The sequence below is a fragment of the Rothia sp. HMSC08A08 genome, assembly GCF_001808385.1.
Taxonomy (GTDB): Bacteria; Actinomycetota; Actinomycetes; order Actinomycetales; family Micrococcaceae; genus Rothia; species Rothia dentocariosa.
In genome coordinates this window covers 219,862-233,788 of sequence record NZ_KV793056.1, presented here as the reverse complement: position 1 = coordinate 233,788, position 13,927 = coordinate 219,862, and the positions used below count along the sequence as shown (strand labels likewise).

11 protein-coding genes are annotated in these 13,927 nt (G+C 52.0%); 7 read left to right on the top strand and 4 right to left on the bottom strand.

Features of this window, described 5'->3' with window-relative positions:
• From HMPREF3164_RS11285 to HMPREF3164_RS01565, 3 genes are all read right to left on the bottom strand, one after another.
• The coding region (locus tag HMPREF3164_RS11285; protein WP_305793912.1) for a biotin/lipoyl-containing protein at positions 1-490 on the bottom strand (490 nt) is incomplete at its 3' end.
• A 191-nt stretch (positions 491-681) separates the two neighbouring features.
• On the bottom strand, positions 682-2,067 hold the full coding sequence (gene lpdA / locus HMPREF3164_RS01570) for a dihydrolipoyl dehydrogenase (RefSeq protein ID WP_070448555.1): 1,386 nt from the start codon (positions 2,065-2,067) through the stop codon (positions 682-684).
• Positions 2,068-2,393: 326 nt separating this feature from the next.
• Complete coding sequence (locus HMPREF3164_RS01565; RefSeq protein ID WP_070448554.1) at positions 2,394-3,887, bottom strand: leucyl aminopeptidase; 1,494 nt, start codon at positions 3,885-3,887, stop codon at positions 2,394-2,396.
• 224 nt (positions 3,888-4,111) lie between these two features.
• Between HMPREF3164_RS01565 and HMPREF3164_RS01560 the strand changes: the two genes are divergently transcribed.
• The 7 genes from HMPREF3164_RS01560 to HMPREF3164_RS01530 all read left to right on the top strand — a co-directional run bounded on the left by HMPREF3164_RS01560 (position 4,112) and on the right by HMPREF3164_RS01530 (position 12,722).
• Complete coding sequence (locus HMPREF3164_RS01560) at positions 4,112-5,023, top strand: PAC2 family protein (protein WP_013397368.1); 912 nt, start codon at positions 4,112-4,114, stop codon at positions 5,021-5,023.
• A 268-nt stretch (positions 5,024-5,291) separates the two neighbouring features.
• Positions 5,292-6,929 (top strand): DUF4192 family protein, encoded by a 1,638-nt coding sequence (locus tag HMPREF3164_RS01555; protein ID WP_070448553.1) that lies wholly within the window; start codon positions 5,292-5,294, stop codon positions 6,927-6,929.
• Between the two features lie 274 nt (positions 6,930-7,203).
• Positions 7,204-8,610: an RNA polymerase sigma factor gene (locus HMPREF3164_RS01550; RefSeq protein WP_004004969.1), complete on the top strand. Its 1,407-nt coding sequence runs from the start codon at positions 7,204-7,206 to the stop codon at positions 8,608-8,610.
• 407 nt (positions 8,611-9,017) lie between these two features.
• Entirely contained in the window at positions 9,018-9,905 is an 888-nt protein-coding gene (locus HMPREF3164_RS01545) for a YwqG family protein (protein ID WP_070448552.1), read from the top strand.
• A 144-nt stretch (positions 9,906-10,049) separates the two neighbouring features.
• On the top strand, positions 10,050-10,904 hold the full coding sequence (locus HMPREF3164_RS01540; protein ID WP_070448551.1) for a YwqG family protein: 855 nt from the start codon (positions 10,050-10,052) through the stop codon (positions 10,902-10,904).
• A 12-nt stretch (positions 10,905-10,916) separates the two neighbouring features.
• Complete coding sequence (locus tag HMPREF3164_RS01535) at positions 10,917-11,801, top strand: YwqG family protein (RefSeq protein WP_070448550.1); 885 nt, start codon at positions 10,917-10,919, stop codon at positions 11,799-11,801.
• 57 nt (positions 11,802-11,858) lie between these two features.
• On the top strand, positions 11,859-12,722 hold the full coding sequence (locus HMPREF3164_RS01530; RefSeq protein WP_083297311.1) for a YwqG family protein: 864 nt from the start codon (positions 11,859-11,861) through the stop codon (positions 12,720-12,722).
• Between the two features lie 34 nt (positions 12,723-12,756).
• On the opposite strand, the gene HMPREF3164_RS01525 is transcribed toward HMPREF3164_RS01530, so the two are convergent.
• A complete protein-coding gene (locus HMPREF3164_RS01525; RefSeq protein ID WP_070448600.1) occupies positions 12,757-13,890 on the bottom strand; it encodes an ADP-ribosylglycohydrolase family protein in 1,134 nt (377 codons plus the stop codon).
• Positions 13,891-13,927 lie beyond the last annotated feature (37 nt).

The following is a 13,927-nucleotide window of genomic DNA, read 5'->3' as shown; positions in this document are numbered from 1 at the left end:
TGTCAACCTTGTCGGTGGAAACCTCAACCAGGGGCTCGTCAACCTCAACCTGCTCGCCAACTTCCTTCAGCCAGCGGGTAACGGTGCCCTCGGTGACGGACTCGCCCAGTGCGGGCAGCAGAACCTCGGTGCCTGCAGCAGCAGCTGCGGGAGCAGCCGGTGCAGCAGCGGGAGCAGCCGGAGCCTCAGCAACCGGAGCGGGAGCTGCGGGAGCCTCAGCAGCTGCGGGAGCAGCCGGAGCAGCAGCGCCGGAACCGTCGCCAATGATAGCCAGAGCAGCGCCGACCTCGACGTCCTCGTCCTCGGGGACGAGAATCTGCTCAACAACGCCTGCTACGGGGGAGGGAACCTCGGTGTCAACCTTGTCGGTGGAAACCTCAACCAGGGGTGCGTCAACCTCAATGGTGTCGCCGACCTCAACGAGCCAGCGGGTAACGGTACCCTCGGTCACGGACTCGCCCAGTGCGGGCAGTACTACGGTGTGGGACATAATCTTTCCCGTTCTCCTTGTGAATGCTTGAACTAGAAAAATGTGAGCGGCGACCCGGATGCGCGCCGTATGCGTCGAAGCACATCGACGCGCATCCGGATAGGGGCGTTGTTCAGCGGATACGCCCGGCAGCCGCTAACGACCAACGGTCGTCAATACTAAGCTGACGCGCTAACGCCAGTCAGCAAAACTTACGCGCTGTGCAGCGGGGTGCCGTTCAGGACCATTGCAGCCTCACCCAGGGACTCGTTCTGAGTCGGGTGTGCGTGGATGAACTTAGCGACGTCCTCGGGGAATGCTTCCCAAGCAACCCACATCTGAGCCTCACCAATCTGCTCACCCATGCGCTTACCAATAGCGTGAACACCAACGATGGGGCCGTCCTTCTGGCGGACAACCTTCACGATACCGGTAGCACCGAGGATAGCGGACTTGCCGTTACCAGCCAGGTTGTATTCGGCAACTTCAACATTGTCCTCACCGAATTTCTCCTTCGCTTTCGGCTCGGAGTAACCCACGGAAGCAATCTCAGGATCGCAGAAAGTCACCTTCGGAATATTAACATCGGGAACAACGGTGGGGTTCAAACCAGCAATTTCTTCGGCAACAAAGATGCCCTGCTGGTAACCACGGTGTGCAAGCTGAACGCCAGGAACAATGTCACCCACAGCATAGATATTTCCAACACCGGTGTGCAGGCGCTCGTTAGCAAGCACGAAGCCACGATCCATGGGGATACCTTGCTCTTCGTAACCCATATTTGCAGTGTTGGGGCCACGGCCAACAGCAACGAGCACGATGTCGGCCTCAAATACCTTACCGTCTGCCAGGGTTACCTTTGCACCGTTAGCGTCCTGCTCAACCTTCTCAAAGAAAGTACCAGTATTGAACTTGATGCCGCGCTTCTTAAAGGCACGCTCAAGAACCTTGATGATGGCGGGATCTTCGTTCGGAACGAGGTTGGGTAAACCCTCGATAATAGTGACGTCTACGCCCATAGCTTTCCACATGGAGGCAAACTCACAGCCAATGACGCCGCCTCCGAGAACGATAGCGCTCTTCGGCAGGTAGTCCATTTCAAGAGCCTCGGTGGAGGTCAGAACTCGACCTTCAATAGGCAGGCCAAAAGTCTTAGAGATAGAGCCGGAAGCAAGAATAATATTCTTGCCCTTGTAATCCGTACCGTTGACAGTCACGGTATCTTGAGCGGTCAGCTTGCCTTCACCAGCGATAACCTCTACGCCCTTCATCTTCAAAAGACCGGAGAGACCCTTGAATTTACCCGCGACAATACCATCTTTGTAATCGCGTACCTTACCCATTTCGATGGACTCTAGGGTGGCGTTTACGCCTACTTTAGAGGCTTCACGAGCGTCCTCCGCCAATTCTGCGGCGTGTAGGTACGCCTTCGTCGGAATACAACCGGTGTGCAGGCAGGTGCCGCCTACTTTTTCCTTTTCAACGAGGCCAACGGTAAAACCCAGCTGGCGCGCGCGCAGAGCGGCAGAGTAACCAGCGGAACCGCCGCCAAGGATGAGGATGTCGAATTCTTGAGCCACGATGTTGCTCCCTTGCATAGATTGTGGGGCTGTAACCCCGGTGCAATGCGTTCTTTATCTATATTGCTTTTCTGTCAAACAGCAGACCCGCACCTTCCGGTTTGCGTGAGGGCACGCATCTATGAGAGAGCAGAAAAACACTCACTACAACAATACCCCTGTTTTAGACCCTTTAAGTTCACCTGACGCTAATTTGGGGCAATAATCGCACAAACTGTGCAAATTTTTTGAAGAGCGTAACCATACTGGAATTTATGATGTGAGATTTTGCACGTAGAAGAAGAGCAGTATCGGGGCCCTGAGACCGTCAGTCTAGGGACCCCGATATAAGGCGGATGTTTCCTTTACTGTGCGTACGATTCGATGAAATTCACCAGGGTTGCGGTGCCAAAACCGGTACCTTCCTTAGGGGTGAACCCATAAGCACCTTCTTCGTTAAAGGCAGGACCAGCAATATCGAGATGTGCCCAGGGAATGCCTTCACCTACAAATTCTTGCAGGAAGAGCCCTGCGATCATCATAGAACCGTAGCGCGAACCCATATTTTTAATATCTGCCACTGGGGAATTCATAGAGGCACGCAGATATGATTCGAGTGGTATTTGCCAGTATGCCTCACCGGATTTTGCCCCTGCCTGTTGTACACGGTCGCGAATATCCTCATCACCCATAAGTGCGGCGGTACGCAATCCCAGCGCCGCCATGGCTGCACCCGTGAGCGTTGCAATATCCAGGATTACGGTAGGGTTTGATTCGGATGCAAGAGCAATACCATCCGCCATGACTAGGCGACCTTCAGCGTCTGTATTGAGAACTTCAACCGTGCGACCGTCACGAATCGTGATAATGTCTTCGGGGCGCAGGGAAGCTCCGCCGGGCATATTCTCAGCGAGGCAAAGGTATCCGGTGACCTCAACCGGAATTTCCAGCTCGGACGCCGCAAGAACTGCGTGCAGAACCGATGCTGCACCTGCCATGTCGCATTTCATCGTCATCATAGATGCCGCAGGTTTTAGGGAGTTTCCACCGGTATCAAAAGTAATCCCTTTGCCAACGAGAGCCACATGTGCAGAAGGGCTCTCGGGGGTGTACTTAATAACGGCGAGTGCGGGCTTCCGCGGGGAGCCTTGACCGACTCCTGCGATGCCTCCAAAACCTTCCTTGAGCAAACGGTCATAAGGGTAGACTTCAATGCTGACATCTGAATAATCTTTGACAAGCTCTGTGGCGAGATTTGCAAAAGATTCCGGGTACAGGTGTGAAGGGGGCATATTGACGAGGCGGCGCGCATCCTTGGCAGCTTCGCCCAGAATAACGGCGCGCACAAGGGCGGGCTCGGCTTCGCTGGCATCGGCTTTTGCCACAATGGTGATGGACTCCGCTTCGTCTCGAACAGAATCTGCAGTTTTGCTGCGTACTCCTTCTTCGGAGAATGATCCGAGAACGGCACCGTGAGCTACAGCTTCAATTTCGTCGCGTGAGGTACTACCGAAGTCGAGCGCGATATGTGCAGTTCCTAAAAGCTGACGGGTTGCCGAGCCAGCAGCGAAGCGAAGGGCATCTAGGCGCTCCTGGTCAATTGTGGTGTCTGAGCCTAAACCGATGAGAGCGATGATGTCGGACGATGCCCCTTCTACGCCGGGGAGGCGAAGTATTTGGTCGAGAGCACCTGTGGCACCTAGAGACTCCAGAAGTTTATTGATGCTCTGCGCCGAATCATCAGGAAGTGAATTTGAGGCTAGGTAAGGTCCGTCTTCTCCCGAAAAGACACCGAGAACAAGTACCTCAGCATTCAGCGATTGCAGGTCGTTGGTGTGAAGAGAAAGTGCTGTCGACATAGTTCCTCCGCGAATGGGTTGGAATATTGATATTGGGTAATGTGTTTCTACTGTACACTGCGGGTATCGGAAATCTTGACGAACAGTACGGTGAAAATACCCTTCTAACGCTTTTACGAGTGTTCGCCTCGCGCGAGAGACTAGGAAATAGTACTGTTGCGGTTAGACACATACATTAAAATAAAAAGTTCAGAGACTAAACCCGGCGAGGGAAAGGAGTGAAGATGTTAAACCCTGAAGATTTATATTTGGCGAATAATAAAATTCTTCATGATGCACGGTTGAAAAATCTCACTCTGGTTATTGCTCTCTCAAGCCCACAGGATGCAGGATCCACAGCGGGGCAGCTGGGGCATTTTCTTCTCAAGGAACTTAAGAATATTGAGGTTGTGGAGTTTGATACGGATCAGCTTCATGATTACCGTAGCCGCAGACCACATATTTTCTTCAATAAAGACCATTTTGAGCAGCCAATTATGCCTGCTCTGAAGCTTTATGCGGTCGAAGATACCCTTGATAAGCCTTTCTTGCTTTTGACCGGTTCAGAACCTGATTATCAATGGCAGCGTTTTCAGCAGGCGTTGTTGTCTATTGTGCGGACGCTGGATCCTTCACTTGTGGTGCTGGTGTCGGCGTTTCCGATGCCTGTGCCGCATACACGTCCTATGCCGGTGACGGCGCATGGCTCTCGAAAAGATCTCATTGAAGGTATTTCGCCGTGGCGTCCTAAGGCTGATTTGCATGCTAATATGACGAATCTTTTAGAGGTTCTTTTCACCGAGAATGGCTTTGACACCGTAGGATTCGGCATTAATATTCCCCAGTATGTTTCTGATGCTGATTTACCGCAGGGAACGCTAACTGCGCTTGAACATGTGAGTATGGCAACTCGATTGGCTTTTCCGAGTGATGAGCTTAGGGAGGCTGCGAGGGCTGTTCATGGGCAAATTAATGAGCAGGTCAAGGAGAACCCAGAGATTGGGCGTATGATTTCGACGATGGAAGCGAATTACGATGAAAACTTCCGTACCTCAAACGTCGCTATTCCGCTCTCGCAGCGCGACGCCCATAAGATTCCTGGACGTGATGAAATCGGTGCCATGTTTGAGCGATTCCTTGAGGAGCATGAAGAATAAGTAAGGCTCAAAAGATCCCATGGTTTAACTCAGGGGTGCACGCAACATAGAAAATTCAAGCTATGGTGGGTGCATCCCTAAACTTTTAGGGGTCACATATGCCTTGTGCTGTTCGTGTGAGTATGGATCGTAATATTTGGATAGAAAACAGCTAATTCTTATCCACAGAAGCGAAATATGTGTCCTAACGAAGTGAATGCACCTGGGTTATCCACAGGTTAGTTGGTCTGCGAACTTTTAAGGTGAGCAATCTTGCCATAGTAAAGATATGACAACAACGAGTAACCTAACGACAACCTATAGCTTACATACCGAAGAAGACTTGATAGCTCTCGTGCTGCATCAGTTTGGATACTGGCCGCAAGAATCGCTGGTGCTTTTAAGCGTGACGAAGCATGCCGTAGGGCCGTGTATACGCGTTAATCTTCCTGATGAGCAACAAGATCTAGAACAATATTTTGATACGTTAGCGAATCTGGTACCCGCCACCGTTGACGGGTTCGAGCCCATTACTGGGGTCTTTGCTTTGATCTTTAGCGGCAATGCGGCAACTCGAGAGCGGCAACTTTCACCTGCTACACGCACTGTCTTACACAATACGGATTTGTATATCGATAATCGCGCCGGAATCTCATTCAACCAGTGGCTGCCCACACTCTACGCAGCTTGCAACAATGTTCATCTTGATCTTTACGATGTGCTGTACTGCGGGTCCGTATCGCGATGGTCACTTGATCAAAACCAGCTTGCGCTCACTTACCGTGGCCCTATTGAAGACATTATGCATAGCTCGTACTATCTCGATCGGGTGTATGAGGGACGCCGAGTATCCGCAGAACCCCTGTCTGCATATACGCAATGCCTCTGGGATACTGCAACCAGTGCCTCCACGAATGAGGTGACAGAATGGGAACAAGCAAGTCTGTTGTGGATGCATACCTTTGAAGAAGAACTTAACCAAGCTACGGGTCGGCATACTGTTTTAGAACATCCTGGTTACTACCGTCAGAAAAGTATTGAACTCTGCTACTGGGAAAGTGCCCTTGAGGCTGTACGCTGGGTAATGCGTACCTATCCGCCTGAAAACGCCGAAGAGCACGATAACGCCATAAGTTTTGGGGATCGTTTACGTTCGCTGATATCGCCCGAAATAGCCGGCTATCTGCTGTGCAGCATGAGTACCCAGGCAACCCCAGAATTTATACTGTACCAAGCGGCTAAAGACCTGCCGGAAGCATTGGGGGTACTAGACGGATATGACTGTATGCATGCCGCGTGCGGTGAAGGATCATACGAACCGGTGGAACCTCTATGTTACGGCAAACCAACAACTCGTCGGCGCACGACGCTGCCGGAGACCTTTTATCAAACTTTTCGGGGCGAAAGCCCCCGTATCGGAGGTATCGGGCACGGTCGCGTGAGCTGGCACGACTGGATACGGCGTACGCATCGTATACTTCAACAGCAGATTTTAGACGACACATGCGACTCGTCTGAGACCAGACCGGAAGAACACATAACGAAGATAGACCGAATGGTGGAACTTCTGAGCGGTCTAACAAAGGACTATAAACCGGCCTGGAGCCGTCTTAACGCTCTCGAAGTTCTCTGTAATCTGTTGGTGCATGCGGTTCAATCGGGTGAACAGTATGGTCGACTGAGGCTTCTTCAAGCCTGGATAAATTGGCTACGTGGCGGAAATACCTATGCAGGTATTCTCGCCGATATCGCCAGGCTTCACTGTGATGAAGATATGCCTCTTTTTCAGGCCCTATCAGAATCTGTATTTCCGCTCTGGATTACGGATCCCGTGCGGTGTTGGCGCGGTGACCTTTACTTCAGTACTCTATTGCCTCACGAGGCAGCCGACGCCAAGGTAGAGACGATTGAGCCAAAGGCAGGGTAGCGAACGTTGTGTTTGCAGGGAATAAAACAGGGTTGTCTAGGCGAGCCTTATTTGAAAGAAAATAAGATTCTGCCATACTTGATGATGACCCCGTAAAGTCTGTGCTTTTGCGCGCGCCTTCATGAGGTGAAAACGCAGGGAATAATCCCCAGTATCTAGCGGTTATATTTATTCCGCTAACCCTGCTTTCACCAATAATGTGAGGAGCAAGACTTGACAGGGTCTTAGGTGTTTTGCAGACAAAGCACCCCAACACGAGTTAGAAAGGGTTCTTGTGGCACCTGCAACCAGCAAGAAGACCGCGACCGGTGAAACCTCTGAAGAGACTGTAGCCGAAACCCCCAAAAAGACAACCCGCACTAAAAAAACTGCAGCCACATCCAAACCTGCAAAAAAAGCGCCTGCTAAGAAACGCGCAGCAGCCAAAACTCAAGAAGACGCAAAATCTGATGCAGAGGACTCGGTCGAAGCCACTGCCGAGGCCGTGCCTGAAGAGAAACCTAAGCGCGCGCGTAAAACAACCACTAAACGTAAAACCGGTGGACGTAAGAAGAAGACCGACGAGGACGAGTTTGATCTTGACCTTGACGACGAGCTAGATCCCGAGACCGTTGACGGCGAAGAGCACGAAGACGCTGACGAAGATGAAGAAGCCGTTGCCAAAAAGGAAGAGAAGAAAGCTGCCGAAGAAGTGGCGGCTAAAGGCTCTGGCTTCGTGCTGACCGCCAGCGATGATGACGATGCACCTGCCCAACGCGTCGTTACCCCCGGAGCAACAGCTGACCCCGTGAAAGACTACCTGAAGCAGATCGGTAAAGTCTCGCTCCTGAACGCGCAGCAGGAAGTCGATCTTGCGATGCGCATTGAAGCTGGCCTGTATGCGGAGCACAAACTCGCCGACAACCCCGACATGGATCCGAAGCTCAAGAAGGAACTGCGCTGGGTGATCCATGACGGTAAGCGTGCGAAGAACCACCTGCTGGAAGCGAACCTGCGCCTCGTGGTCTCACTCGCTAAACGCTATACGGGCCGCGGAATGCTATTCCTTGACCTTATTCAGGAAGGTAACCTGGGTCTGATTCGTGCGGTCGAGAAATTCGACTACTCGAAGGGATTTAAATTCTCCACCTACGCCACCTGGTGGATTCGTCAGGCGATTACCCGTGCAATGGCGGACCAGGCGCGTACTATTCGTATTCCTGTGCACATGGTTGAGGTCATTAATAAGCTCGCCCGTGTGCAGCGTCAGATGCTTCAGGATTTGGGGCGTGAACCCACCCCCGAAGAGCTCGGTAAAGAGCTGGACATGGCTCCCGAAAAGGTTATTGAGGTGCAGAAGTACGGGCGCGAACCTATTTCTCTGCACACGCCGCTGGGTGAGGACGGCGATTCCGAGTTCGGCGACCTGATTGAGGATTCGGAGGCTGTCGTTCCGGCTGACGCAGTGTCATTCACTCTTCTCCAAGAGCAGCTGCACTCGGTGCTCGATACGCTCTCCGAACGTGAAGCGGGCGTGGTTGCTATGCGATTCGGCATGACCGACGGGCAGCCGAAGACTTTAGACGAAATTGGCAAGGTATACGGCGTGACGCGTGAGCGTATTCGTCAGATCGAATCAAAGACCATGTCGAAACTGCGTCACCCCTCGCGTTCGCAGGTTTTACGTGACTATCTAGACTAGAGACAATACCCCTAGTCGTAACGTGTTGAGTGTGCCCATCAGACCTTTCTGATGGGCACACTTACGTATAACACTTAATACAATTAAGCAGTATGCGAATAGAAAACACCCCTACTGAAATCTATCTTGAGGGTGAAAGAGCGTAACTCGCAGCCTTGAATACCGCGCTGTTGCGGCTTGGGAGGGCCCGCTAACAAGGCGGTGGTAAACAACGCAAATCTAAGGCATGTTCGTGCGTATAAAGTCGACCCTGCAAGTACACGACACGGAACGCAAGGTATGGCATAGCGTGTTTATCTGTGATTACCTAGAAGTAGTGGTTACCACAAGATAACGAACCCGCATTTTTCCGGAAATGCAGCTAACAACCGCATCCCACATCCACATCACCGATAGGGGACGATACTGTGAGTATTCTTGAAAAGACCGCTCTTGAACAACAAGCCCTGAACGTTATTGACCGCATCAATGCACAGCAGATATCGCCTGTTATTTTCTTTGACACTCAGCAGACATCAGAACCTCTGCCAGTGACCGCTTCTAAGGTTGGAGGTGTTCCCTACGTTCCGGTTGGTACTGCGGCGCCGACCAACGGCAGTGGACAGAATTTGGGGCTTATTGCCCAGATTAATTGTTCTGAGCTTCCCACAAACGATATTTACCCCGAAACCGGAATCCTACAGTTCTGGCTTGATCCGCACGAAGACTTGTGGGGGCTAAACTTAGACGATCCCACCAGCCAACAAAAAACTCGAGTTGTCTATTATCCGACTCTGGATGCGCCAGACTCCGGGGTCGGTACCGCCGTAACGGAACTTATAGTTAATAATCCTCATGATGACTTATATTGGCCGGTCAGCGGACGTCATGGGTATGGTCTTATCGCTAAAACCCAGAGTAATGAAGAATGGATTTTTGACGGACGCCCACATTCGGAATTTACTCGAATCTGGAACGATATGTACCCCGAGCAGCTTATAGCGAGTATTTGGGACCTTCGAAAGTTCGACGGCGGTGCTGATACCATCAAGACTTTACGCGATATGACGGGCACCCCCGAAAGCTATACCCATCACAAAATTGGTGGTTACCCCCTCTTCGAGCAACGCGATCCGCGTGATGGTGATGCGGCTCTTACTCGGTACACCGTGAATCTGCTGACGCTTATATCACGGGTGGAGTCAGGGAGCCATGAGGGCATTATGTGGGGCGATATGGGAACCGCAAACTGGATGGTGACCTCGCACCAGCTTAAGAACCGAGACTTCTCGAAGGTTCTCTTCGAATGGTCATAAGGTCCAATACTTAGGTTCAGCTGGCTGTACGCATAAATTTCTCTGGCGTGTATCTTCTCCGACTGGGTATAAAGTTAATGCTTCATGCTAAGGTGTGAGTCATCTTTATATAACATTGGGCATCCAACTCCACGAGGAGAACGCGTGACGGATAAGCAGACAGAAATACTAGAACGGGCTCGCACTTTACTGGCTGAGATGAATGTGGGACATCAAGTTCCCACGATGCGTATCAACACACGATTCGCTAAGTACAAGACGCTGCCAGTCACCGCCTCCAAAATCGGGGGAGTGCCGTACCTGCCCAAGGGCCAGGACGGTCCCGTAGACGTTAACGGTGAACCTTTGCATATGATTGCGCAGATTAACTGCGTCGATCTGCCCCCGAATAGTATTTACCCGGCGGAGGGGCTGCTGCAGTTCTGGATTAGCCCGACCGAGACCGATACGGAAGATTACACCTCATCACAATATGATCGCGTGATCTACTATCCCAAGCTGGGAAAAGCGAACAGGAAGGCTCATAAACTAGTCATTACCGAGGATAATGGCTTTATATGGCCTCTTTTGGGCGGAGAATACGCCCTAAGCTTCGAGCCTGAAAATCTAGAGTCCGGGCTAAAACTCAAACAATACAGTACCGGGCAGTTATTTACGCGGTTGTGGAATGAACGCTACCCGCAGGAGCAGATTGAAAGTCCTTGGGATCTTGATGAACTTGCAGGGCTTGAAGGCGATGACCTTGCGAGCACCTTTTATGAAGATCTTGATCACCACCAGCTGGGCGGTGTTCCCGAGTATATCGACTGGGACCCCCGCGATGACAAGGAGGAATGGAAAGACTACACGATTAATCTGCTCACTCTTGTCTCTGCGGATGAAGGTGACACCATAACCATCATGTGGGGCGATGCCGGAGCGGCAAACTGGCTGATTACCCCAGAGCAGCTGGAGAATTTAGATTTCTCGAAGGTCTTTTATTCGTGGGATAGCTGCTAAAGAAAATACACCATGAGCACTATTTTTGAGCGGGTCAAGCACCTTAATCATCTGCTGAGCCAGCAGGATCGTAAACCCACTGTGCGCATCATTCCTCGCGCAGTTCAGGGAACTGTGCCGGTGACCGCCTCTAAATTTGGGGGAGTGCCGTACCTGCCCGCCGGGGCTCAGGCCCCCACTAACCAGAACGGTAGGCCGCTGGGTATGGTCGCACAGATTAACTGTGCTGAGTTACCCCAAAATGAGCTTTACCCCAAGATCGGTATACTTCAGTTCTGGCTGGATCCGTATGATGAGCTGGGACTGGGCATCGACCTGAAGAACCCGGTGTCGCAGGTCAATGCTCGCGTGATCTATTATCCTAATCTTGAGGAAACAAACCCATGTGCCCACACTCTTGTTATGCCAGATCAAGAGAAACAAACCGAGGTGGAATTTATGGCCTGGCCAGTACACATGGATCAGGGATGGGAAATCGGACTCAGCTTTGAAGAAGCCTCAGAAGGAATAACCCCACAGAATTGGTGGGTCTACCAGAGCCGGTTTGTAGAGTTGTGGAATGAACTATACCCCCAGCAGCCTATCGGCGATTTCGCGGGTATTGATGCATACGCGCCCGCAGATGAGGAACGCCCGAGTGTGATGTTCTACCGTGACATAGATCAGGGAAGTTACCACAAACTTGGCGGATACCCCGAGTTTACCCAGCAGGACCCGCGTCAAGAGCATGATGGGCTCGATAACTACACAATCAACCTGCTCACTATGTTCTCTGAGGATGCCGAAAAATTTGTTACTGTTTGGGGAGATCAGGGCACTGCAAACTGGCTGATGACTCCGGAACAGCTGAATAACCGAGACTTCTCGAAAGTCCTTTTTGAATGGTCCTGCGGTTAGCTGCAACTATCAATAAGACTGGTGAAAACGAAAGTCAGGTATTGGGAGGAAAATATTATGGGCCGTACAGTAGCTAAAGAGGCACGGAAAATCGCGGCAGAAATCACTGCCGCCACACGGCAGCCAGTTATCCGTATTAAAACAGCCGGTACCAAGGCACCGCTGCCAGTGACTGCCTCGAAGTTTGGCGGCGCCCCGTACCTGCCTGCCGGAGCTCAGGCACCCACCAATGAGAGCGGGAAGCCCTTAGGGATGATCGCGCAGATTAACTGTGCTGAGTTACCTAAAAATGAGCTTTATCCCAAGACCGGGATACTTCAGTTCTGGATTGATTCCGGGGAAGAAGAAGGCGATGAAAACTGGGGCTTCAACGCCAATGATATAGCCAACCAGGCGAATATTCGGGTTATTTACTACCCCCAGGTGGGTGAAGCCGCCCCTGCGGGGCACCCCGCAGTCACCGCAGCACGGAGCGAAGATTGGCCTATCTACCCGCCAGAGGCTGAGCTTGCGCTCACTTTCAAGAAAAAACATGAGAGCCTGAGCGACACAAGCCGTGAATTTGAGGCCCGGTTCGTATACCGGTGGAACGAGAAACACCCAGAGCAGACTATTAACGAGGTCTACGAGATAGACCGCCTGCACGATGGGGAGAATATTGCCTACGACCTGACCGACAGCACTGAGTACCATAAGCTTGGCGGGTACCCCAGCTTTGTGCAGAGCGACCCGCGCGAGAACAACCCAGAACTGCAAGAATATACGGTTAACCTGCTTACCATCGCCTCCGAGGAAGCAAAAAATGATGGTGACGGTGACATTATGTGGGGTGATATGGGTACCGCAAACTGGCTGATTACTCCGCAACAATTAGCAGACCGCGACTTCTCACAAGTCCTTTTTGAATGGTCCTGTGGCTAGCTGCTTCGCGCCGATTGTTTGCGTGAAATATAGTCTATAGTCCAAGTTGAGCAAGAAACCGCTCAGCAACGGCCTGCACTTCATCAAGACCCCGAACACGTTTTATCTGCGGCTCCACCAAGTTGCCAAGCTGAAAACAAAGCGCCACGAGAGAACCCATCACAGACCCGATGGAATCCGAATCGGAATCTACCGATATGGCCTGCGTGTAAGCATCGAGCAAAATATGACGGGCTAGACCGAAGGAGGCGCGGGCGCGCGATTCCGCGTAGAGCGCAACCCACACGGCGATCCCCAACACCGTCGTAGCCATCCAATCGGTACCGAACTCTTGTGCTACTGTCTCCGCAGAAGGCTCTACAGGATGTTCTCCGCTCCCGAGACGAAGCGCCTGCTCTAGAACATAGCGGGTCTGCGAACCGTCACCGGGAAACACACCATCCGCATTTACCGTGCCGCACCACTCGATAATTGTCTTTACTGATGCGGCGAGTATGTCTGAAGATCGTGAAGGTTGGTCGGAAGTTACCCGACCCAGAGCATCACGAACCAGCAGAGCATATGCTGCTGCAGAAACTAGCGCCTCCGGATGCCCATGCGTGAGCGCAGCACCACGTACCGCCAACGATACGACTGTACGTTCCTGCTCCACCGGTAAAAACCCGAATGCAACCGACCGTACAAGAGCACCAGAACCTAGCCCCTCAGGATTAATGTTCTGCGTAGCGGTCTGCATCTCTCCGCTTGCTAAAGCACGCAGAGTTGCTTTCCCTGGACCTTCCTTCCGGGTCATATACGTACCATGATCGATGGTACGAGGCAGAGCATAAGGAGCATTCTCGGGTAAAACGAAACCCATACTTCGGTACCAGCGCAGATAGGCGAGCCACAGACATGCCGCTTCATCGGCAGCTGCCCCCTGGTTGTTCCATTCCAAAACCTCGGTCAGGGCATCAACGGTATAGCAGGTCAGTTGGGTGTCATCGCTAAAGATCAGCGGGGTATTTCCCGTTACGATGCTCTGCGGGCGTTCCGCGATCTCGGTGGCGCTCAGAAGCTCTAAGGGATAGCCGAGCGCATCGCCTAGTGCACCCGCAATCAGGGCAGATCGAAGGCGTTCGGCATACGTTGGAGAGGAAATATGAGGTACCCGAGTAAAATCACCCATAACGCACATTATCCCATACCCTACAATGCCAAAATAC

What these genes read in the sequence shown, in the direction of transcription:
- lpdA (WP_070448555.1), bottom strand. Translation starts at nt 2,067, where the DNA reads ATGCAAGGGAGCAACATCGTGGCTCAAGAATTCGACATCCTCATCCTT.
- HMPREF3164_RS01565 (WP_070448554.1), bottom strand. Translation starts at nt 3,887, where the DNA reads ATGTCGACAGCACTTTCTCTTCACACCAACGACCTGCAATCGCTGAAT.
- HMPREF3164_RS01560 (WP_013397368.1), top strand. Translation starts at nt 4,112, where the DNA reads ATGTTAAACCCTGAAGATTTATATTTGGCGAATAATAAAATTCTTCAT.
- HMPREF3164_RS01555 (WP_070448553.1), top strand. Translation starts at nt 5,292, where the DNA reads ATGACAACAACGAGTAACCTAACGACAACCTATAGCTTACATACCGAA.
- HMPREF3164_RS01535 (WP_070448550.1), top strand. Translation starts at nt 10,917, where the DNA reads ATGAGCACTATTTTTGAGCGGGTCAAGCACCTTAATCATCTGCTGAGC.
- HMPREF3164_RS01530 (WP_083297311.1), top strand. Translation starts at nt 11,859, where the DNA reads ATGGGCCGTACAGTAGCTAAAGAGGCACGGAAAATCGCGGCAGAAATC.
- HMPREF3164_RS01525 (WP_070448600.1), bottom strand. Translation starts at nt 13,890, where the DNA reads ATGGGTGATTTTACTCGGGTACCTCATATTTCCTCTCCAACGTATGCC.